Genomic DNA, 21,114 nt, shown 5'->3' with positions numbered 1-21,114 from the left:
TCAGTTGCCGGCCAGGATGCGTTGCAGGCGTTCGGTCAGCACCTGTTCCAGCATGGTCTGGGTCTTGAACTGATCCGGGTAGTCAAACTGGATCTGCTCGCCTTTGAGCTTGTCGAGCTCGGACTGCATGTACTGGGTGGCGCTGTTGTCGGCATCGAAATACTGGGTCAGCCAGCGCTGGGCCTTCTCCAGGCTGTCGACATAGAGGGACTGCTGTTCACGATAGACGGCGAGCTGGGCCTGCAGCAGCTTGGTCTTGAGGTTCTCCCGCAGGAAGATCTCCTGCTGCGGGGAGAGCAGGGCTTCCACGGCGCCATCGCGGCGACGGATGGTGATGAAGTTTTCGGTGAACTTGACCCAGTTCTTCTTCAGGTTGCTCTGCCACTCGTCCGGGTTGGTGCTGACGGTCTGGTCGGGCTCGCTCTTGGCTTCCGGCATGCTGACGGTGGAGAGGGGCAGCAGCTCGATCTGGTCCGAGAGGGCGGCCAGCTTCAGGGTCAACCCCTCGCGATCGACCCGTGGCATCCCCTTGAGCTTGGCGATGTCTTCCGCCAGCGCCTTGCGAATGGGCATCAGGCTGGGGTCGTTGAGCGCCTTGATGCGCTCGTCGGCGTTGCCGAGCAATGTGATGGCGGAGACGATGTCGTGTTCGAGCCACAGCTTGCGGCCCGCCATGCGCACCAGGTATTCGGATTCGGCCAGCATCCAGTCATTGGGGCGCTTGTCGTCCAGATCCAGCACCTTGGTCTGCAAGGCGTCCAGCGCCTCCTGCAACTGCTGCTGGCTCTTGCCGAGGGCTCCGATCTGTTCGGCATCCTTGCTGCTGCCCTGATCAATCCTGGTCATGGCGTCGGCCAGTTGCTGCTTGAGGGCTACCAGTTCGGCCTGCTGGGCAACGGCGTTCTGGTGTCCGTGCACATAGAGACCACCGGCCAGCCCCAGGGCCAGCAGGATGGCGATGCCGCCAAGCACGGTGCCAGAGCTGCCCTTCTTGCTCCCTGTCGTTCCGGGCGCGGGCTTGTTGTTGTCGGCCACGGTGGCCGCGGCACTCGGCTGGACTTCTTGCTGTTCAGTCATTCCATCTTCCTCAGTTCCAGGGCGGCCACCAGAGCCTGGTTGGATGCACCTTGGGCAATCACGATACGGGTAAAACCAGCCCCTTCTGCCATCTCGGCCACCCGGGGACTGGGCACCACCAGCAGGCGGTCATAAAGCCAGGGGTGCTGCGGGCCGGGCACCAGGGCCAGCAACCGCTGCAACAATTCGCCACTGGTGATGAGCAGGCTGTCGAGCCCGGCTGCCTGCCAGTGGCGGGTCAATGCATCCCCGTCAAGATCGGGGTAGTGGCGCTCGTAGGTGGCACAATAGTGCACCAGTGCGCCCCGTGAGGCCAGCGTCCGGGCGATGAGATCCCGCCCGTCGTTGCCGCGCAGGATCAGCACCCGGCGGCCACTCACCCTTTGCAGTGCCGGCAGGGCCAGCAGCCCTTCGCTGCGGGGATCGGCCGGGCACAGGGCCTGGATGCCCGCCTCGGCGAAGGCATCCGCACTCGCCTGGCCGACTGCAAAGTAATCAATATGTGGCCAGGTCTGACCAGTTTGCAACAGAAAATGATGTGTAAAATGAACGGCATGCATGCTGACGGCGATAACGAGGTCCGCCTCCCGCAGCATGTCACCCAGGTGAGGGAGGTCGCATCCCGGCCGGGTTTCCAGCAACGGACAGCAGAGCGGTGCGTGACCCAGCTGGTGCAGCATCTGCACCAGCTGGTTGGCCTGGGCGGCCGGGCGCACCACCAGGGGGACCATCAGGGGGCGCTCCGAGCAGATGACCGCGAACCTGGCTGTGCTGCACTCATGCCCGGTAGACCTCGGCCAGGATGACGTCGGCGCCGGCGGCCAGCAGGCGCTGGGCCAGGGTGTGGCCCAGTGCCTCGCCTTCTGCCAGGGGGCCGCGGATCTCGTCGCGAATGACGCGGCTGCCATCCGGGCTGCCCACCAGGCCGCGCAGCCATACCTCTTCTCCCTGTACCAGGGCATAGGCCCCGATAGGCACCTGACAGCCCCCTTGCAGGGCGCGGTTCATGGCGCGCTCGGTCAGCACCCGGATGCGGGTCTCGGGGTGTTCGAGCGGCGCCAGCAGGGCGTGCAGCTCGTGATCGTCGAGGCGGCATTCGATGCCGACCGCCCCCTGGCCGTTGGCGGGCAGGCTCTGCTCGGGCTCGATGAAGGCGGCGATACGATGGGCCATCTCCAGTCGTTTCAGGCCGGCGGCGGCCAGGATGATGGCGTCATAATCACCGGCATCCAGCTTGGCGAGGCGGGTGTTGACGTTGCCCCGCAGGTCGCGGATCACGAGATCAGGGCGCGCAGCGCGCAGCTGGCACTGACGGCGCAGGCTGGAGGTGCCGACCACGGCCCCTTGAGGCAGCTCGTCTATCTGGTTGAAATAGTTGGAAACAAAGGCATCACGCGGGTCTTCGCGCTCACAGATGGTGTGCAGGCCGAGTCCGTCGGGGAACTCCACAGGTACGTCTTTCATGGAGTGGACAGCGATGTCGGCACGCCCTTCCAGCATGGCAGTCTCCAGTTCCTTGACGAACAACCCCTTGCCGCCGACCTTGGCGAGGGGGGTGTCGAGGATCTTGTCACCCTGGGTGCTCATGGGCACCAGTTCGACCTGCAGATCCGGATGGAGTGCCTCCAGCCGATCTTTCACAAAATTGGCCTGCCACAGGGCCAGTGGGCTCTTTCGAGTGGCAATTCTCAGGGTTCGGGCTGCCATATCAATCAGTTGTTTCATCTTTTGAGAGGAAAACGATCTTACCACCCTTTGCAGGGGCTTTCATGGCGCAGCCCGCAAAAGCGGGGCCAAGCTCAAAAACGGGGGCTGAAAATTATTTTCATTCAGCCAATAATTGATTTTAAGTTATTGAAAACAAGTAATTTTATTGCTTTCCGCTGATACCGTTACGAACGGGGTCAGAAATAATCCGGTGATTGTGTGCGGGCTTGTTTACCACTGCTGTTTGCATTGTTAACATGATCACACTTTTTTGACGTCTCCCCGTTTTGGTGCGTCATTTCTCTTCCCCATAGGTAGGGCATTGCTGGTTAAACTCGACACGCTGGTGGCGCGCTACGACGAACTCAATCGTCTCAAGACGCAACGAGCGCTGGATCTCATGAGTCGCTACGGGCAGCAGGTTTTCCACTTGCTGCCTGTCATGCTGCACTTCAATCACCCCCTGTTGCCCGGTTATGTGGCAGGGGATGTGCCTCATGGTATCTGGAGTTTTGTCGCCAACGAGGCCCAGCAGGCCTTCATCCAGGATCTCTGCCAGAACGCCAACTGCCAGGGCGGTCTCAGTACCCACGACAAGTCCATTCAGGGCCTCTACTCCATGGGGAGCACCTCCTCCATCGGTCAGTGCTGCCACTCGGATCTCGACATCTGGGTCTGTCATGTGGCCGGTCTGTCGAGCGAGCGCCTCGCCCTGCTGGAACAGAAGTGCCAGCACCTCTCCATGTGGGCGGAGCAGCGGGGGGTCGATCTCAACTTCTTCCTGATCCCCGAAGACAAGTTCCGTCAGCGCAACGATGCCCAGATGCAGGGGGAGAGCTGCGGCAGCGCCCAGCACCTGCTGCTTCTCGACGAGTTCTACCGCAGCGCCATGCACATCGCCGGCAAGCGGCTGCTCTGGTATCTGGTGCCCAGCGAGTATGACGACCACTACGACGACTACGTCAACGGCCTGTTTGCCCACGGCAAGTTGAGCCAGGATGACTGGCTCGATCTCGGCGGCTTTGATCGCATTCCTGCCGAGGAGTATTTCGGCTCCGCCCTGTGGCAGCTCTACAAGGGGATCGACTCCCCCTACAAGGCGGTGCTCAAGTCGGTGCTGATGGAGGCCTACTCCCACGAGTATCCCAACACCCGGCTGCTGTCGGTGACCAGTCGCGACTGGTTCCAGCACAACGAGGGGATGCACTACCGCCTCGACAACTACTGCCTGATGCTGGACAAGGTGACCAACTACCTCAAGTCCATCGGCGACATGCAGCGCCTCGATCTGGTGCGTCGCTGCTTCTATCTGAAGGTGTGCGACGGGCTGAGCCATCCCAAGGAAGATCACTCCCCGGACTGGCGCCGGGAGCAGATGGCCCAGCTGGTGGCCTACTGGGGCTGGAGTCCGGAGCGCCTTTACCACCTTGATCACCGCCAGGAGTGGAAGGTGGAGGACGTCAAGGTGGCCTACGCCGAGTTGCTGGAGGCTCTGATGCAGAGCTACCGCAATCTCATCCAGTTCGCCCGGCGCAACAACATCAGCGAGTCCATCAACCCGGAAGACATCGGCATCCTGTCGCGCAAGCTCTATGCCGCATTCGAGAGCCTGCCGGGCAAGGTGCAGCGCATCAACCTCAAGATTGCGCCGGATCTCGGCGAGCCGGATCTCAGCCTGGTACAGGTACCCCACGGCCGCCTGAATCGCGCCGGCTGGTATCTCTACAAGCATTCTCTCGAACCCGCCGACATCATCGGCCGGGCGCCGCTCGAATATAACGGCTACATCAGCAAGCTGGTGGCCTGGGCCTATTTCAACGGCCTGCTGACGCCCCAGTCCCGGGTGCACCTGTTCAACCAGGGCTCGGATCTGCACATCGACAACCTGCATCAGTTCTGTCGCGATCTCTCCGGGACCTTCCCGGTCAAGTATCCCCGCGCGACCAACCTGGCCCTGAGCCGGCCGTGCGAGATCCGCCAGCTCTCCATCTTCCTGAACCTGGAGACGGACCCGTCCAGCCACTGGGTGGGGCAGGTGATCGAGTTCGATGCCAACGCCGCCGATGTCTTCTCGTTCGGTCGCAACCAGGAGTGTCTGGTGGGATCCGTGGATCTCGTCTATCGCAACTCCTGGAGCGAGATCCGCACCCTGCACTTCGAGGGGGAGGAAGCCGTGGTGGACGCCCTCACCACCATCCTCGGCAAGATGCACCAAGACGCTGCGGCCCCCGAGATGATCGAGGTGTTCTGCTACAGCCAGCACTTCCGCTCCCTGGTGCGCACCCGCTTCCAGCAGCTTGTGGCTGAATGCATCGAGTTGCGCCTGGCCCGGGACAAGCAGCAGTTGGTCAAGACGCTGGCGCTCGGCAAGGAAAAGTACGGCATCTTCTTCGAGCGGCGCGGGGTGTCGGTCAAGAAGCTGGAAAACGCCATCGATTTTTACCGTCACATCTCCCACAACAAGCTGGATCACCTGCCGCTGCGCCTCGACAAGACTCACAGCCAGCACCTGCCCGGCATTGTCGACGCCTACGCCAGCGAAGGGCTGGTGCAGTTCTTCTTCGATACCCGGGATGCAGGCACCAACATCTATATCCTGGACGAGGCGAACCGGGTGGAGATCTACCAGCACTTCGCCGGCAACAAGGACGAACTGGTACAGGGGGTGAACCGGTTCTACACCTCGGGTCACGAGCGATTCAGCAATGCGGGTCAGTTCAGCAACTTCAACCTGCCCCAGTACTACGAAATCGTGCAGGTGGGTGACAAACTCGATGTGATCCCCTACCGCAGCCAGAGCCCGCAGCGGGACACCCCAGGCGCGGCGCGGGAAGTAGGGTGATGTGCTGATAACAGCACCGGCAAGATGGCAAACGGCCTGCTGATGCAGGCCGTTGTCCTATCCGTGGTACGGGAATCAGGCGTGGAGGGGGCCGCAGCCCGTGGGGGATGCCGTCGAGCATCGCCGTCAGAGATGAAAGCAAACGGCCTGCTGATGCAGGCCGTTGTCTTACCCGTGAGCCGACAATCAGGCGCCGAGGCGGGCCAGTAACCAGCTGCGAATGTCGCCCAGCTGGGGGCGGCAGATCTCGTGGCGCATGGGGTATTCGTGCCACTCGGGGCTGAGTCCCACCGCTTCCAGCCGGTTCTTGGCGTCCCAGCCCATGGAGAGGTTCACCACGTCGTCATAGATGCCGTGCATGTAGCAGATGGGCAGGGCGCGGGCCGCCTCGCTCATCTCGCCGGGCAGGGTGTTGGGCGCAGCCAGGTAGGTGGACATGCAGAGCAGGCCTGCCAATGGCACCGGATGGCGCAGGGCGGTGAAGGAGGCGATGACGCCCCCCTGGGAGAAGCCGGCCAGCACGATGCGCTCGGGGGCGAAACCCTCGGCCACCAACTGTTCGATCAGCGAGGCGATACGGGCCGCTGACTCCCTGACATGGGACTCCACGGCGCGATCCGCCGGATCCTCGAAGCTCTTGATGTCGTACCAGCCGCGCATCCGGTAGCCCATGTTGATGGTGATGGGGCGTTCGGGCGCATCCGGCAGCAGATGGCGGACGGGCAGGTCGGCGGGCAGGGCCAGCGCCTCCACCAGGGGGGCGAGGCCTGCGCCGGAGTCCCCCAGCCCGTGCAGCCAGATCACCGCATGGCGGGCACCTTCGGGATGCAGATCCGTCATGAGAAGACCACGGGCTCGCCGGCCTGGGTGGTGCAGGCCCGGGTCAGCAGGGCCTTGAGCTCGTCGCCGAAGCGGTTGTCGATCCAGCTGTCACCGCGCAGCTCGAAGTGGAAGCCGTTCTCCCGGGTGGCGACCCAGATCTGATGCAGGGGCTCCTGCTTGTTGATGATGACCTTGGTCTTGTTCTCGAAGCTCAGGGTCAGCACCCCGCCGGCGCGTTCGCAGTCGATATCCGGATACCCCTCGTCGATGGTGTCTTCCACATACTGGAAAAAGGCGTCGGTCAGGGCGTGATACTCGTGATCCTTCATCGGTTTATCCTGTTGCTTTTAACAATGTGAGTGCGATTATAGAGGGCCAAAAATTTTTTCGCAGCGAACCATTATGATTACCCAGTTCACCAAGTGCCTGTTTGCCGCGTCGCTGTCGCTCGGGTTGGCCGCCTGTGGCCTGACGGGGCCGCTCTACATGCCGCCGGCCGAACAGCCCGCACCTGCAGAGCAGACACAGCCCAAGACAGAGAGTACACCGCAAGCCGCCTCGCCTGCGACCGCTACACCGGCCTCAGAGGCCGCGCCGCAATAATCTAGGAAGGAACCGCCCCCTTGGATCACTTTAACTACGACGCAGACGGTCAGCTTCAGGCCGAACAGCTTCCCCTGCAACAGCTTGCCGACCAGTACGGCACTCCGCTCTATGTCTACTCCCGCGCCACCCTGGAACGCCACTGGCATGCCTTCGACCAGGCGGCTGGCGACATTCCCCACCTGATCTGCTATGCGGTCAAGGCCAACTCCAACCTGGCCCTGCTCAATCTGCTGGCACGCCTCGGTTCGGGCTTTGACATCGTCTCCGGCGGCGAGCTGTCCCGGGTGCTGGCGGCGGGCGGTGATCCGGCCAAGGTGGTCTTCTCCGGCGTCGCCAAGAGCGAAGCCGAGATGCGCCTTGCGCTGGAAAAAGAGATCCTCTGCTTCAACTTGGAGTCCGAAGCCGAGCTGGAGCGCCTGAACCGGGTCGCAGGCAGCATGGGCAAGAAGGCGCGGGTCTCGGTGCGGGTCAACCCGGACATCGACGCAGGCACGCACCCCTATATCTCCACCGGCCTCAAGCAGAACAAGTTCGGCATCCCCATCGAACAGGCGCCCGCCATCTACCGCAAGGCAGCGGCCATGGCCCACATCGAGATCAAGGGGGTGGATTGCCACATCGGCTCGCAACTCACTGAATTGAATCCCTTTATGGAGGCGGCGGACAAGCTGCTCAAGCTCATCGACGAGCTGGCGGCGGAAGGCATCCACATCCATCACCTGGACGTGGGCGGCGGCCTGGGGGTCAACTACGGCGCCGAGCAGCCGCCGCACCCCACCGAGTATGCCGAGGCGCTCAAGCAGAAGCTGGCGGGACGGGATCTGACCCTCTTGTTCGAACCGGGCCGCGCCATCGTCGCCAACGCCGGTGTGCTGTTGACCCGGGTCGAGTTCCTCAAACCCGGCGAGACTCGCAACTTCGCCCTGATCGACGCCGGCATGAACGATCTGCTGCGCCCCTCCCTCTACGGCGCCTGGATGAACATCATCGAGGTGGACAGCCGGGCGACCCACGAGAAGGCACTCTATGACGTGGTGGGCCCGGTGTGCGAGACCGGCGACTTCCTCGGCAAGGAGCGTACCCTGGCGATTGCCGAGGGCTCCCTGCTGGCGGTGCGTTCCGCTGGTGCCTACGGCTTTACCATGTCCTCCAACTACAACACCCGACCCCGTGCGGCCGAGGTGCTGGTGGACGGTGACCAGGCGCACCTCATCCGTGAGCGGGAGCAGTTGGCGGATCTCTGGCGTGGCGAGCACCTGTTGCCGTGATGGATGGATTTTCAGCGTTCCTCCATGTGAGAGCGTGATTAACGGTGAGACAGGAACGCGCGATGTTGATTGAGTTTTCCAAAATGCACGGCCTCGGTAACGACTTCATGGTGGTGGATGGCGTCACCCAGAAGGTGTTCTTCAGCAACGACATCATCAAGAAGCTGGCGGATCGTCACTTCGGTATCGGCTTCGACCAGCTGTTGCTGGTGGAGCCGCCCTATGACCCCGAGCTCGACTTCCATTACCGCATCTTCAATGCCGACGGCAGCGAGGTGGAACAGTGCGGCAACGGGGCCCGTTGCTTCGCCCGTTTCGTGCGTCTCAAGGGGCTGGTCAACCGGGATCGCATCGCGGTCAGTACCGCCCGGGGCCGCATCACCCTGCAGCTGGAAGGGGAGAATCAGGTCACGGTCAACATGGGGGTGCCCCAGTTCGAGCCGGGCAAGATCCCGTTCCGTGCCCAGAAGGCGGAGAAGACGTATCTGCTGCGGGCCCAGGATCACACCGTGATGTGCGGTGCCGTCTCCATGGGCAACCCTCACTGCGTCATCGAGGTGCCCTCGGTGGCCGATGCGCCGGTGGAGACCCTGGGACCCATCATGGAGCGCCACGAGCGCTTCCCCGAGCGTGTCAACGTCGGCTTCATGGAGATGGTCAACGCCAGCGAGATCAAGCTGCGGGTCTTCGAGCGCGGGGTGGGGGAGACCCTGGCCTGCGGGACCGGGGCCTGTGCGGCCGTGGTGATAGGCATCAGCCAGGGCAAGCTCAAGGAGCGGGTCACCGTCACCCTGCCGGGTGGCAAGCTGACCATCGCCTGGAAGGGACCGGGTCAGCCCGTCTACATGACGGGGCCGGCCGAGCACGTCTTTGACGGCCAGATAGAGTTGTAGACAAGGAGCGGGTGATCCCGCTCCATCAACGGATCATATCGGGGCCCTTGGCCCCTTTTTCGGATGGATCAACCAAGTTATGAGCGAACTCAAACGGCAGGAATCACTGGTGGATGAAGCCACAGTGCTGGAGTACCTGGCCCGTTATCCCGAGTTTTTCCTGCGTCACGGGGCCATGCTGGACAAGATCCGCATTCCCCATGCGCAAAAGGGCACCATCTCCCTGGTGGAGCGCCAGCTGGACAGACAGCGGGAGCGCATCGAGCAGCTGGAGCAGGAGATCACCGAACTGATGGGGGTCGCCAGCGAGAACGAGCGGATCTTCCGGGTCTATGCGGATCTCTACGGGGAGATCTACGGCTGCCAGACCCTGTTCGAGCTGAGCGCCGTGATGGGCAAGGCCTTCGTCCAGCGGCTGCGACTCACCGGCCTGCGGCTCTGGCTCAATCCCAGGCATTTCCAGCTGAGCGGCCCCGAGCAGCGTTTCCTGGCGCAGGGCAAACAGCTCGAACAACTGCTGGGGCAGCGCCTGCCCGGCACGGACTACTATTTCGGTCGCCTCAACCAGAGCGAGAAGCAGGCGCTGTTTGGCAATGATGTGCTGGTCAACTCGGTGGCCCTGATGCGGCTCGGGGAGCTCGGCGTGCTGGCCTTCGCGAGCTCGGATCCCAGCCACTTCACCCCCCACAACGACACCCTGCTGCTGGGTCAGCTGGGGCGTCTGTTGCAGCTGCGTCTGCCCGAGCTGGCCCGTGGCTAAGGCAACGACCCGATCCCCTGCCAGGACGCCCCCTGCCGCCGACCCCCTGCCGGTCGCACTGGCGGGGGAGCTGAACGCCTTTATCGAATACCTGAGGGTCGAGCGCCAGCTCAGCCCCCACACCCGCAGCAACTATCAGGCCCACCTGGAAGCCATGACCGCCGAGCTGGTGAAGCTCGGGGTCGACGACTGGGCCCGGCTCGAGGCGAGCCAGGTGCGCAGTCTGGTGACCCGGATGCACAAGGGAGGGCTGGCGCCCCGTTCCCTTGCCACCAAGATGTCGGCCCTGCGCAGCTTCTGCGACTGGCAGGTGCGCCAGGGGCGGCTCACCGCCAACCCGGCGCGTGGCATCGTCACCCCCAAGCAGGGGCGGCCCCTGCCCAAGAACCTGGACGTGGACGAGATGTACCAGCTGCTCAACATCACCGACGAGCAGGATCCGCTGGCGGTGCGGGATCGCGCCATCATGGAGCTGATGTACTCCTCCGGCCTGCGCCTTGCCGAGCTGGTGGGGCTCAACCTCGCGGACGTGAAGCTCGACGAGCGCCAGCTCAGGGTGATCGGCAAGGGCTCACGGGAGCGGGTGCTGCCCATCGGGCGGATGGCGGTGGAGTGGTTGCACAAGTGGCTCAAGGTACGCCCCCTGCTGGCCGGTGACGAGGGGGAGGCATTGTTCGTCTCCAAGCGCAGGCAGCGGCTCTCGGCCCGCTCGGTACAGGAGCGGCTCGACGGCTGGGGCAACAAGCAGGCTCTCAATGCCCACGTGCATCCCCACAAGCTACGCCACAGCTTCGCCACCCACATGCTGGAATCCTCCGGCGACCTGCGGGCGGTGCAGGAGCTGCTGGGGCATGCGGATCTCTCCACCACCCAGATCTATACCCACCTCGACTTCCAGCATCTGGCCAAGGTATATGACAGTGCCCACCCGCGGGCGAAGCGAGATCCGGAAACGCCGGAGGATGAGTGATGTGGTGTGCGATCTGCGGGGATGACAATCTCCACGTCGCCCGGGTCAGGCGGGAGCCCGCAACGCTAGAGGATGAGGAGTAAAGAGGAACAGCCATGCAGTTTTACCGTCGCTGGCAGCCGGTGGCCGCCATCTCGTTCGATCTGGACGACACCCTCTATGACAACGGCCCCGCCATCGCGCGGGCGGAACAGTGGATGCTGGACCACCTGCGCAGCGAATACCTGGCTACCGCCATGCTGGACAAGCCGCGCTGGCTCGCGCTCAAGCGCCAGTTGCTGCTGGACCACCCGGCGCTTAGCCACGACGTCAGCCTGACGCGCCAGCGTGGCATTCGCGAGGCCCTGGTGCAGGGGGGCATGGAGCCCAGGCTGGCGGAGCAGCAGGCCCGGGCGGTGTTCACCGGCTTCATGGCCGAGCGCTCGAAGATAGAGGTGAGCGAGGCGACTCACGCCCTGCTGGCTCGTCTGGCGGCGCGCTACCCGCTGGCGGTGATCACCAACGGCAACCTGGATCTGGAGCAGGCAGGTCTGGCTGGCTACTTCACCCTGGTCTGCAAGGCGGGAGCGGGAGCCAGAATGAAACCGGCGCACGACATGTTCGTGCAGGTGCAAGAGGCCCTGAGGCTGGCCCCCGGCCGCATCCTTCATGTGGGGGATCACCCGGTGACCGACGTGCTGGGGGCCAGGCTGCACGGCTTTCGGGCCGCCTGGCTCAACGAGAGCGGTCAGTCCTGGCAGTCGCTGTCGCTGCTGCCGGATGTGGAGCTGGGGCAGCTGCAGGATCTGGCCACCCTGCTGCTCTGAGCTGGGGATGAGGGACAGATTCCGTGATGTATATCTGGCAATAATAACAAGGGAGCAAGGGCGTGAAGGGAATGAAGGGTGTCATCTGGCTGGCGATCCCCGTGATGCTGGCGGGATGCGATCTGGTGCAAGACCGTTACCGGATGGAGTTCAGGGACGGATCCTGGCGGGAGATCGCCATCTCCCCGTTTTCCGACGAGGCGCGCTGGCGCGAGGGGTGTGCCACCGGCGAGATCCAGGTGGACATGACCCTGCCCCTGAAACGGGGCAAGGTGGTGAATGGCCGGGAGCAACTGCTCATCGGCGGCGAGCTGTTCGAGCTGGAGGATGCCCGTCTCTATCGCGGCAACGGCATGGTGCTCGGGCAGGCCCCGGACCATATCCAGCGGGGCCTCAAGGGGCTGGATGTCTGCCGAACCCTGCGCCCTGATCGCGGGGCCCTGCCCAAGCTCAAGGGCAAGGGATTTGGCGACTAGCACTTCTGCTGCTTGAACGGGCAGGAGGCGTCGCCGAAAGCAGTGGGCAGCTTGATGGCGTGGGGGGGTCACAGGCCCGTCACGTCGGATGCCTCTGGGTAGCCCCCGATGTACGAGGCCCTGCCCAGGCTCAAGGGCAAGGGGTCGGCGACTAGCCGACCTGCTGCCTGAACCGGCGACAGGCGTCGCCAAAGGCGGTGAAGAGCTTGATGGAGTGGGGGTTCTCGCTGGCCTTCCACTCCGGGTGCCACTGCACCGCCAGCAGGAAGGGGGAGAGGGCGGGAGCGTGGATCGCCTCGATCAGCCCGTCTTCGGCATGGGCCAGGGGGGCCAGCCCCTTGGCCAGCGTCTTGATCCCCTGCCCGTGGAGGGAGTTGACCGGAATCGACGGCTGCCCCATCAGCTCGGCCAGCCAGGTACCGGGCACCAGCTCGACCTGATGGCTCTCGCCATACTGCTCGTCCACCGGGTCATCCGCATCCTCCCGATGATCGTCATAACCCGGCTCGCAATAGACCTTCTGGTGAATGTCGCCTCCCAGGGCCACGTTGATCTCCTGCATGCCGCGGCAGATCCCGAGGATCGGCAGGCCACGGTCGAGGGCGGCGCGCACCAGGGGAATATCGAACAGATCCCTGTCCCTGTCCTGGGGCTTCTCCGGGGTGAGGTTCTCCTGGCCATAGAGGGCAGGATCGATGTTGGATCCGGCACCGCTCAGATAGACCCCGTCGGCGAGGTCCAGATACTGCTCCAGATCCTCGGTGCCACAGCAGGTGGGCACCAGCACCGGCACGCAGCCGCTGATCTCCACCAGAGGCTTGATGTATTTGTGGGTCATGACCTGGTAGGCGTGGCCACTGCGGGCCTGGGCCCCCATGGTCATCAGCACGACGGGTTTGTTATGGGAACTGAGGTTGGGCATAGGTCACCTTGGCTATCCTTGGCGGTCTCATCCTGCGCCTTGGGAAGGCCCTTGCCGCCTCGGCTCGCAAGGGCATGCCTCAAGGCATGGTCGTGGGATCAGGGTCGCGCCAGAGTGCCAGAATCGTCGGTCAGCCTTGGCAACGACAGCCTGGATCCTGCTTCCAGTCTGCCAAGGCCGTTCAATATGTCAAACAAAATGATGCAATTATGTTAACCGTTGATGCCGGGATACGGCTCTTAGTCCTATTTAAAGGGGCTTGAGGGGGAATGCCTGGCGCGGCGAGCGATTTGATGGTGGATATATTAAACATCTGGCCGGGCGGCCGGATAGCAGAAGGGGCCCACAGGGCCCCTTGTCGACTCAGGCGTTCAGGATGAAACGCTCGATCACCTGGGCGACCCCGTCTTCATCGTTGCGCCCCGTGGTGTGCTGTGCCAGCGCCTTGATCTCGTCGGTGGCGTTGCCCATGGCGACCCCGAGTCCGGCGTAGGCGATCATGTGGTGATCGTTGCCCGCATCCCCCACCGCGATCACCTGGGAGGCATCCAGCCCCAGGTGCTCGGCCAGGGCAGCGACGCCGGTGCCCTTGTTGCTGCGTTTGTTCATGAACTCGAGGAAGTAGGGGGCGCTGCGCACCACGGTATAGCGCTCGTGGAGTTCGGCGGGCAGCTGGGCGATGGCACGGGAGAGCAGGGGCTCTGGGTCAATCATCATCACCTTCATGATCTGCTCGTCGTCGGGCAGGGTGGCGAAGTCCACCAGGTTGATGGGTTGACCGATGAGGCGGGATTCGTGCTCGGTGTAGGGGCTGATCCTGGGGCTGATGAGCCCCTGGCGGACGGAGAAGCCGTGGATGTTCACCCCCAGCTCACAGGCCAGGTGGGCGATGGCACGGGCATCGCTGCCGGTCAGCAACTGGCTGCGGATGATGCGTTGCTCGGATACCTGCTGCACCAGGGCGCCGTTGTAGCAGATGACGTAGTCATCCTGGCCGGTGAGGCCCAGCTCGGTCAGGGCGGAGGTCATGCCTTCCAGCGGGCGGCCGGAGGCCAGCACCACGGTCACGCCCCTGGCGCGGGCTGCCGCGATGGCGGCCTGGGTGCGGGGGGAGATTCGGCCCTCTGGGGTCAGCAGGGTGCCATCCATATCCAATGCGATCAGCTTGTACATCTTCTCACTACCTGAGTCTGGCCGGCCCGCCCGATGGGGCCATGGGGAGGCTGAGTGTAGCGAAAATCGCCGCCGGGATCACGCCGCCTGCCGAAGCGGGGGCACGTTGCCCCTCAGCGCTGGCCCTGGTAGGGGGTCAGTTGCAGTTGATCTTCCCGGATGGCGAAGTGGATGGGGCCGTGCTCGATGTCGACCCTGTTGTGGTGGTGGGCCATCTCCACCTCGACGCCGGGGAAGAGGCGCTGGGTGGCGATGATGTCCATGTTGGCCATGAGCGCCTGCAGCTCCCGCTGCGCCTCGGCGAGCTGCTCGTCCAGGCTCTTGCTCTCGTCGAACTGGCGGGTGCGCAGCGCCTTGATCTTCTGCAGGGTCTCGGGATTGCGCTTGTCACGGGGCAGTTGCAGCAGCCGCAGGATGAGATCCTGCAGCTTGTCTATCTGCTCGGCGCAGGTCTGTTTGCGCTGGCGCAGCGCCAGCTCCTGCTCCTTCTGGCTGAAATAGCCACCGAGGATCTGCAACCGGGTCCGGTTGGCCGCCGAGGCTCCGAGCACCGGTGCCATGATGAGCCGGTTGGCGATGTTGATGCCGCCGATGAGGTGCCCCTTGCGCATGGCGCTGTCCCCCACCTTGAGATCCTGGCCGCTGCGGCAATAGCAGTGGCTGAGCTGGCTCAGGATATGGATGTCGCCATCGGCCTCCAGCCTGGCGTACTGGGCATAGCTGGCGTGGATCTCCCCTCCGGCGTTGAGGTGGCAGAGGTATTCGTCGTCCGCCAGCTTGCGCCCTATGATGCCGTTGCGCACCGTGATGGTGCCGCCGGATTCGATGTAGCCACCCTCGACGAAGCCGCCGATCACCACGTCCCCGCTGGTCTTGACGCGCATGCCGGGCATGACGTCCCCGGTGACCAGCAGGGATCCCTCGAACTCGACGTGGCCGTGGCGGATGTCGACCTGCTTGACGTTGAGCACCTCATCGACCCGCATCCCGGCACGCTCCTGACAGGGGAGCCCCGGGCGTGTCGCCAGCAGCAGGTCCGGATCCTCGGGGGAGAGGCAGGTGCCGTCACCCGGCGTCATGGCGCTCTCCTTGCCGTGGCGGGCGGTCAGGGTCTGGCCCGTCACGGTGAAGCCGTCGATGCCCTGGGTGGCGGGGTGCCTGCGCATCAGCAACTCCCCCGCCTTGACGGTGAGCAGGGTGCCGAGGTCGCGCATGTCCACCTTGCCGTGATCCCGCTCCTGGGGTTTGAGGATCCGCTCGGCTGCGGTCTCCACCAGCCGCTCCAGGCGGGTATCCAGGCCGTGCCTGGCGGCCTTGCCGAGGGCGATGACGGGATTGAGCTGGGCACCGGGTGCCGCCTCACCCGCTGCCTGGATGGCGGCGGCAAGCAGCCGCTCGCTCACCCCCTGCTTGACCGTGCTGGCCGCCAGGGCCTCCTGCAACCGGGCCAGGGTCAGGGGCTGACCACCCCAGTCCGCGGTGATCTGCGCCCTGGCGCTCATCTGGTCCTTGTCCACCTGGATGAGCAGCCTGGCATCCTGGCGCCGGGCAATGGGGACTGGCGGATGCGCGGGGGCATCCGGCTCTGCAATGAGGGCGTTGAGCAGGGTGACGGCTTCACGGATCCCCTCGCCGAGGGGTTCGTAGCGCCGACAGTTGGAGAGTCGCAGCAGGGCCAGGACGTCGCTTTCCTGGATGGGCTCGGTGAGGCCCGGGGTGATGCGCAGGCAGACATAGCTCATGTCGGCCGACAGCTGAAACCACGCTTTGCTTAACACCGGGCCCTCCTTCGTTGTCCCTGTCCGGTTTGCCCCATGCCGGGCCCTCCTTCGTTGTCCCTGTCCGGTTTGCCCCATGCCGGGGCCTCTCCTTGCCGGCATCCAATGCCGCCGGGGCGGATCCAACGCGCAGTATTCGGGTATTTTTCCTTCCGGGTCAATGATCTGAATGCAAATGGGTGAGCCGGGTTGAGGAAATATCGGCTGACGGGAGAGGGGCGGAGCCGGCCATGTCATGGGCTCCATTGCGGTTTTTTAGCGCAATATGCTGACTTTTTATTCTTTCGCTATCCAGAGTGTCCATCACGTTGAGGGAGGCGATGCAAATCACCTTGCCAGGCAGGAAGAGAAGGATTTTAATCTGCCGCCGCCCCAGGGCGAGGACCCTGGTCGCCATCGATCAGCCCCTTTTTCTGTCCAACCGAACGAGCCCCATGACCGCCCAAGGCCACCTGCTGTTTTCCGTCACCTGCGTCCTGCTTGCCCACAAGGTCGAACTGACTCCGGCCCTGGCCGATGCCAGCCTGTGGCACATCGTCCCCATGGCCCTGGCGAGCGCCCTGCTGCCGGATCTCGATCACCCCCGTTCCCTGCTCGGGCGGCAACTGCCCTGGATCTCGGGGCCGCTCTCCCGGCTGTTCGGCCATCGCGGTTTCACCCACAGCCTGCTGGCGGTGGGGATGGGGGTCTGGGGGCTGGCCCAGGTGGAAGCCCCCTGGTTGCTGTCGGGGGCGGTGAAGGATGCCCTCATCGTGGGCTATCTCAGCCATCTGCTGGGGGACTGGCTCACCCCCATGGGCATTCCCCTGCTCTGGCCCTGGCGTCGGCGCTTTCGCCTGCCCGGCCTGCCCCTCAAGAGCGGCGGGGGTTACGAGAGGGCCTTCTGCCTGCTGACCCTGGCGCTCGCCGGGTACTGGGTCCATGGCGGTGCAGGCTTGGCTCACTTCTAGCCCCGGGCGCCCTCCTGGCACTTGGCCGTTCGGGTCAGGGTGAGGTAATCGGCGAGCACCGGCAGCCCAAGCAGGTGGCGGCGCAGCATGTCGAGGGCGGCGAAGGCGAGGATCCGGCGACCGCTCGCGTGATCCGGGTGGCTGACCCTGAGCGTCTGGCCGTGCAGTTGCCCGTCGGCGCAGAGCAGCAGCGGCACGCCGTCCGGCCCGGCACGGCCTATGGTGAGGCTCAGGGGGGCGTCGGGCACTGCCAGTTGAGTGAGGTCGTCGCTCAGGGTGTGGCTGAAGCCGGCGGTCAGTGCCGGGTGCCCGTGACACATGGTCAGCAGGGCGCCCCGGCTCTCTCCTTCTTGCAGGTGCAGCGACCGCTCCCCCAGCAAGGCCAGGATCTGGCTGGCAGGCGCCTCGTTGCCACGCCCCACCAGCCAGGGGGCGATGGCCGCAAGCAGCCTCGCCTCGGCGGCGTCCATGTCGGCGGTGCTGGCACCGTGGCCGATGAGCTTGAGCTCGATGAGGGGCATGGAGGAGCGGTAACCCAGCTCGATGCCGGCAGGCCAGGGGGCCGCATCCAGCATGTCGCTGAGGGCGGACTCCGAGACGCCGAAGGTGTAGAAACGGCGCAGCTCGGTGTCGGTCTCTTCCCCGGCCAGCGCCTTGAGGCGGGGCATGATCTGTTCGCGCACCATCTGCTTGAACTCGAACGGCACGCCCGGGGTGAAGAAAAGCCGGCTCTGGCCGTGGCTGGCCGGGTGGCGGACCACAAAGCCGCAGGCGGTGCCCACCGGGTTGTCGAGGATCTCGCAGTCCCGGGGCAGCCAGGCCTGCTTGGTGTTGCTCCGGGCCATGGTGCGGCCCCGGCTGGCATAGCGTTCGGCCATGGTGGCGAGCCAGTCCGGGAACAGGGTCAGGGGCTGGTCAAACGCCTCGGCCGCGGCCTGGGCGGTGAGGTCGTCCGCCGTGGGGCCGAGCCCCCCGCACACCAGTACCACCTCGGCGCGGTTGGCGCTCTCCTGCAGCACGGCTGTCAGATCCGCGAGGTTGTCCCCCACGGTGGCGCGGCGGCGCACCTGCCAGCCCTGCTCCAGCAAGAGGGCGCTGAGCCAGGCGGCATTGGTGTCCACCACCAGGCCGGTCACTATCTCGTCGCCTGTGCTGATGATCTCGATGCGCATGGGGACTCCTTGGGTGGGGCCAGCCCTCTCAGGGCTTGCCGTGTTCGAAGTAGTAGCTGATCCGGGTGCGGGGGTTGAGGTATTCGAACACCGCCGGGGGCAGGCGTTTGGGCTGGATCACCTTGGCGATGGTCAGCCCGGCCGCGTCGAGGTCGATGATGGCCGCCTCCTGGCGCGGAATGCGGGGGTCGTATACCAGCACTGCGGGGTAGAGCAGGCGGGAGGCGTTGACCGACATCACCAGCCCCACCTGGCCGTTGGAGAGCTGCACCACGCTGCCCGGGGGATAGACCCCCATCAGCCGGATCAGCATGCCGAGGTGATCGGCGTTGAACTGGGACTTGCGCTGCTTGTAGAGGCTGCCGAGGGCTGCGTAGGGCACCTTGGCCTCCAGGTGGCAGAGGTTGTCGTACTCGTTGATGAGGGAGACGATCTGGGTGAGGGAATCGAGCTGATCGCCCTTGAGCCCTTGGGGGCCGGTGCCGTCCAGATACTCGTGGTGGTTCTGCACTATCTGCTTGGCCGCTTCCGGAAAATCGCTGACCAGCCCCAGCAGTTCCAGGCCGTAGCGGGGATGCTGGGCCATCAGGTTCTGCTCCGGCTTGGTCAGCGGCTCCGTCTTGCGCAGGATCTGGCTCGGGATCCTCAGCTTGCCGATGTCGTGGAACAGGGCCCCCATGCCGACCTGACGGATCGCCTCGGCCGGCAACTTGCACTCCCGGGCGAGCAGCATGCTGAGCACGCTGACGTTGAGGGAGTGAAACTGCAGGCTGTTGCCATCATCGCTGTTTGAGACCAGGTGCAGCACCATCTCGTCCACCGAGAGGAGCTGCTCCGTCATGGCGTTGATCAGCTCCTGGGCCTCGCTGATGGCGTTGAGGGGGCGGGACTGGATCTTGCCCATGAGGTTGCGCACCTGGGCCAGGGATTGGCGGAACTGTTTCTCGCACTGCTGCAGGTCGCGGCGATAGCCCTGCAACTGCTCGATGCGCCGCAGTTTCTCCTGCTGCATCTCCTCCTGGCGGGCGACGAGACCCTCCCCCTCAACCTCATCTGCCTGGGGCTGGGTCTGGCCGAGGGGCTTGGGCGGCGTGTCGCTCTTGTCGGGAATGATGGTCACCAGCTTGAGGCCAAGGCGACGAATAAGCTCGATCTCCTCTTCGCTCTTGAGCTTGAAGCTGGAGAACAGAAACGGGTGCTCACGCCATCCCAAAGGCAGGGAGACATAATTGCCGACTTGCAGCCGTTCTACGGAGATCTTGATTCCTGTCATGGGGTTGGGCACGAGGGACACACTGAGCCGTATGCTAGTCAAAGGGCGGGGTGAATACAAAAGGTATCTGATGACAGCGGGAGCGCTTTATTATAGGCTTCTAGATGTCCAGACATATTTACCGATGCAGTACAGGGAGTCAGCATGCCGATCAAGATCCCGGACCAGTTGCCCGCCGCCGAAGTGCTGGGGCAGGAGAACATCTTCGTGATGACGGAATCCCGGGCCGTCACCCAGAACATCCGCCCGCTGCGGGTGCTCATCCTCAATCTGATGCCCAAGAAGATAGAAACCGAGATCCAGCTGATGCGGATGCTCTCCAACTCGCCCTTGCAGGTGGACGTGGATCTGTTGCGCATCGACGATCGGGAGTCGAAAAACACGCCCCAGGCGCACCTGGAGAACTTCTATCACGACTTCGAGCAGGTGAGAGGCAACAACTACGACGGCATGATCATCACGGGGGCGCCGCTCGGGCTGGTGGAGTTCGAGGAGGTGGTCTATTGGCCACGCATCGTCGAGATCATCGAGTGGTCCCATCAGCATGTCACCTCCACCCTCTTCCTCTGCTGGGCGGTGCAGGCGGCGCTGAAAGCCTTGTACGGCATGGAGAAGCAGACCCACGGCGAGAAGCTCTCCGGGGTCTATCGCCACCACCGCCTCGACGAGCACGAGGCGCTGCTGCGCGGCTTCGATGATGAATTCGTGGCGCCCCACTCCCGCTATGCGGCCTTCGACGGGGATCTCATCCGCGCCCACACCGATCTGCAGATCTTCGCCGAGTCGGAAGAGGCGGGCGTCTATCTGGCCGCCACCAAGGATTGTCGCCAGGTGTTCGTCACCGGCCATCCGGAATATGACGCCCTGACCCTGGATGGGGAATACCGGCGGGATCTGGCGGCCGGGCTCACCCCCGTCATTCCGGTTAACTATTACCCGAACAACGACCCAAGCCAGACCCCGCGCGCCACCTGGCGCAGCCACGGTCACCTGCTGTTTTCCAACTGGCTCAACTATTACGTCTACCAGTTGACCAGCTACAAGGTGGAAGACATCGGCAAGGTGTTTACCTACCAGCAGCCCAAGGGATAGAGCCCATCAGTCCGCTCCGGCCAGCCGCCGCCCACGGGTATCGAGCCAGTGACGGTGGCAGGCCAGGGTGAAGGCCCGTGGCCGTCTGGCCCGGATGAGGGTCATGGCCTCCTGCTGGGGCAGCCCCTGGGTCATCAGCAGCAGGGCGGCCGCCAGCCCGGTACGCCCGCTTCCTCCGTGGCAGTGAATGGCAAGGTGCCGTCCCTCGCGCAGCAGGGCGAGCAGTCGGGGTTGCACCCCGGGCCAGGCCTGTTCGAAGGCGGCATCCGGTGCCTCGTCATCCGCAATGGGCAGATGGAACCAGCTCATGCCTCTGGCCTGCACCAGCTGCCCGAGAGAGAGGGGCCCGCACAGGGCCAGCTCCTCCACCGTCATCAGGGTCAGCACCCCGCCGGCACCGGCCAACTGCAACTGGGCAAGGGCGTCGGCCATGGGGACCTGCTGGCTGCCGGGGCAGGGGGTGAGCAGGAGCTGGCCGTCGAGCCGTGGAACGTCCAGGCTCCAGAAGGGATGGGCACTGAGCATGG

At 64.3% G+C, this 21,114-nt stretch carries 22 protein-coding genes; 10 read left to right on the top strand and 12 right to left on the bottom strand.

Annotated elements, in window-relative coordinates; genetic code table 11:
- The 3 genes from OKB81_RS02310 to hemC are packed head-to-tail and all read right to left on the bottom strand — an operon-like array spanning nucleotide 1 to nucleotide 2,784.
- Nucleotides 1–1,077: a uroporphyrinogen-III C-methyltransferase gene (locus OKB81_RS02310; RefSeq protein ID WP_039039811.1), complete on the bottom strand. Its 1,077-nt coding sequence runs from the start codon at nucleotides 1,075–1,077 to the stop codon at nucleotides 1–3.
- Nucleotides 1,074–1,808 carry a uroporphyrinogen-III synthase gene (locus tag OKB81_RS02305; RefSeq protein WP_160836832.1) on the bottom strand — a complete coding sequence of 245 codons (735 nt, stop codon included), beginning with the start codon at nucleotides 1,806–1,808 and terminating at the stop codon, nucleotides 1,074–1,076. The genes OKB81_RS02310 and OKB81_RS02305 overlap by 4 nt, the downstream gene beginning before the upstream one ends.
- A gap of 46 nt (nucleotides 1,809–1,854) precedes the next feature.
- A complete protein-coding gene (gene hemC / locus OKB81_RS02300; protein WP_160836842.1) occupies nucleotides 1,855–2,784 on the bottom strand; it encodes a hydroxymethylbilane synthase in 930 nt (309 codons plus the stop codon).
- 322 nt (nucleotides 2,785–3,106) lie between these two features.
- On the opposite strand from hemC, the gene OKB81_RS02295 reads away from it, so the two are divergent.
- The gene (locus OKB81_RS02295; protein ID WP_109112266.1) at nucleotides 3,107–5,626 is read left to right on the top strand and encodes a class I adenylate cyclase; all 2,520 of its coding nucleotides are present in this window, start codon (nucleotides 3,107–3,109) and stop codon (nucleotides 5,624–5,626) included.
- 186 nt (nucleotides 5,627–5,812) lie between these two features.
- On the opposite strand, the gene OKB81_RS02290 is transcribed toward OKB81_RS02295, so the two are convergent.
- Both OKB81_RS02290 and cyaY read right to left on the bottom strand, forming a co-directional pair.
- On the bottom strand, nucleotides 5,813–6,466 hold the full coding sequence (locus OKB81_RS02290) for an alpha/beta hydrolase (RefSeq protein WP_103259395.1): 654 nt from the start codon (nucleotides 6,464–6,466) through the stop codon (nucleotides 5,813–5,815).
- Nucleotides 6,463–6,777 (bottom strand): iron donor protein CyaY, encoded by a 315-nt coding sequence (cyaY, locus tag OKB81_RS02285; RefSeq protein ID WP_010672698.1) that lies wholly within the window; start codon nucleotides 6,775–6,777, stop codon nucleotides 6,463–6,465. Before cyaY ends, OKB81_RS02290 begins: the two co-directional genes overlap by 4 nt.
- 73 nt (nucleotides 6,778–6,850) lie before the next feature.
- Here cyaY and lptM point away from each other — a divergent pair, with 73 nt between their 5' ends.
- The 7 genes from lptM to OKB81_RS02250 all read left to right on the top strand — a co-directional run bounded on the left by lptM (nucleotide 6,851) and on the right by OKB81_RS02250 (nucleotide 12,227).
- The gene (gene lptM / locus OKB81_RS02280; protein WP_010672699.1) at nucleotides 6,851–7,051 is read left to right on the top strand and encodes an LPS translocon maturation chaperone LptM; all 201 of its coding nucleotides are present in this window, start codon (nucleotides 6,851–6,853) and stop codon (nucleotides 7,049–7,051) included.
- A gap of 20 nt (nucleotides 7,052–7,071) precedes the next feature.
- Nucleotides 7,072–8,322 carry a diaminopimelate decarboxylase gene (lysA, locus tag OKB81_RS02275; protein ID WP_039039806.1) on the top strand — a complete coding sequence of 417 codons (1,251 nt, stop codon included), beginning with the start codon at nucleotides 7,072–7,074 and terminating at the stop codon, nucleotides 8,320–8,322.
- Between the two features lie 62 nt (nucleotides 8,323–8,384).
- Nucleotides 8,385–9,215 carry a diaminopimelate epimerase gene (gene dapF, locus OKB81_RS02270; RefSeq protein ID WP_029313578.1) on the top strand — a complete coding sequence of 277 codons (831 nt, stop codon included), beginning with the start codon at nucleotides 8,385–8,387 and terminating at the stop codon, nucleotides 9,213–9,215.
- A 79-nt stretch (nucleotides 9,216–9,294) separates the two neighbouring features.
- On the top strand, nucleotides 9,295–9,975 hold the full coding sequence (locus OKB81_RS02265) for a DUF484 family protein (protein WP_010672702.1): 681 nt from the start codon (nucleotides 9,295–9,297) through the stop codon (nucleotides 9,973–9,975).
- Nucleotides 9,968–10,945, top strand: a complete 978-nt coding sequence (xerC, locus tag OKB81_RS02260) for a tyrosine recombinase XerC (protein WP_160836830.1) — start codon at nucleotides 9,968–9,970, stop codon at nucleotides 10,943–10,945. The genes OKB81_RS02265 and xerC overlap by 8 nt, the downstream gene beginning before the upstream one ends.
- A gap of 95 nt (nucleotides 10,946–11,040) precedes the next feature.
- The gene (locus OKB81_RS02255; RefSeq protein WP_160836828.1) at nucleotides 11,041–11,751 is read left to right on the top strand and encodes an HAD-IA family hydrolase; all 711 of its coding nucleotides are present in this window, start codon (nucleotides 11,041–11,043) and stop codon (nucleotides 11,749–11,751) included.
- Nucleotides 11,752–11,822: 71 nt separating this feature from the next.
- A complete protein-coding gene (locus tag OKB81_RS02250) occupies nucleotides 11,823–12,227 on the top strand; it encodes a hypothetical protein (RefSeq protein WP_010672705.1) in 405 nt (134 codons plus the stop codon).
- A gap of 151 nt (nucleotides 12,228–12,378) precedes the next feature.
- Here OKB81_RS02250 and OKB81_RS02245 read toward each other — a convergent pair whose 3' ends face one another.
- The 4 genes from OKB81_RS02245 to OKB81_RS02230 form a co-directional block, all read right to left on the bottom strand.
- Nucleotides 12,379–13,149 (bottom strand): gamma-glutamyl-gamma-aminobutyrate hydrolase family protein, encoded by a 771-nt coding sequence (locus OKB81_RS02245; RefSeq protein WP_160836826.1) that lies wholly within the window; start codon nucleotides 13,147–13,149, stop codon nucleotides 12,379–12,381.
- 363 nt (nucleotides 13,150–13,512) lie between these two features.
- Nucleotides 13,513–14,322 (bottom strand): sugar-phosphatase, encoded by an 810-nt coding sequence (yidA, locus tag OKB81_RS02240; protein ID WP_160836824.1) that lies wholly within the window; start codon nucleotides 14,320–14,322, stop codon nucleotides 13,513–13,515.
- A gap of 113 nt (nucleotides 14,323–14,435) precedes the next feature.
- Nucleotides 14,436–16,100, bottom strand: coding sequence for a DUF342 domain-containing protein (locus tag OKB81_RS02235; protein ID WP_333562677.1), 1,665 nt, complete (start codon nucleotides 16,098–16,100; stop codon nucleotides 14,436–14,438).
- 157 nt (nucleotides 16,101–16,257) lie between these two features.
- On the bottom strand, nucleotides 16,258–16,497 hold the full coding sequence (locus OKB81_RS02230; RefSeq protein ID WP_160836822.1) for a hypothetical protein: 240 nt from the start codon (nucleotides 16,495–16,497) through the stop codon (nucleotides 16,258–16,260).
- Nucleotides 16,498–16,534: 37 nt separating this feature from the next.
- Here OKB81_RS02230 and OKB81_RS02225 point away from each other — a divergent pair, with 37 nt between their 5' ends.
- Entirely contained in the window at nucleotides 16,535–17,050 is a 516-nt protein-coding gene (locus OKB81_RS02225; protein WP_010672710.1) for a metal-dependent hydrolase, read from the top strand.
- On the opposite strand, the gene OKB81_RS02220 is transcribed toward OKB81_RS02225, so the two are convergent.
- The gene (locus OKB81_RS02220; RefSeq protein ID WP_160836820.1) at nucleotides 17,047–18,222 is read right to left on the bottom strand and encodes a CinA family nicotinamide mononucleotide deamidase-related protein; all 1,176 of its coding nucleotides are present in this window, start codon (nucleotides 18,220–18,222) and stop codon (nucleotides 17,047–17,049) included. The genes OKB81_RS02225 and OKB81_RS02220 overlap by 4 nt on opposite strands.
- A gap of 28 nt (nucleotides 18,223–18,250) precedes the next feature.
- On the bottom strand, nucleotides 18,251–19,495 hold the full coding sequence (locus OKB81_RS02215) for an HD-GYP domain-containing protein (protein WP_160836818.1): 1,245 nt from the start codon (nucleotides 19,493–19,495) through the stop codon (nucleotides 18,251–18,253).
- Nucleotides 19,496–19,639: 144 nt separating this feature from the next.
- On the opposite strand from OKB81_RS02215, the gene metA reads away from it, so the two are divergent.
- Nucleotides 19,640–20,587: a homoserine O-acetyltransferase MetA gene (metA, locus tag OKB81_RS02210; protein ID WP_010672713.1), complete on the top strand. Its 948-nt coding sequence runs from the start codon at nucleotides 19,640–19,642 to the stop codon at nucleotides 20,585–20,587.
- 6 nt (nucleotides 20,588–20,593) lie between these two features.
- Here the strand turns inward: metA and OKB81_RS02205 are convergent, their stop codons facing one another.
- Complete coding sequence (locus OKB81_RS02205; protein WP_010672714.1) at nucleotides 20,594–21,112, bottom strand: phosphatase domain-containing protein; 519 nt, start codon at nucleotides 21,110–21,112, stop codon at nucleotides 20,594–20,596.
- Between the last annotated feature and the right edge of the window lie 2 nt (nucleotides 21,113–21,114).

Source organism: Aeromonas sp. QDB56 (assembly GCF_027705505.1).
Classification (GTDB): domain Bacteria; phylum Pseudomonadota; class Gammaproteobacteria; order Enterobacterales; family Aeromonadaceae; genus Aeromonas; species Aeromonas caviae.
Note: the sequence above shows the minus strand (reverse complement) of the source record. Positions and strands in the feature narration are given on the sequence as shown.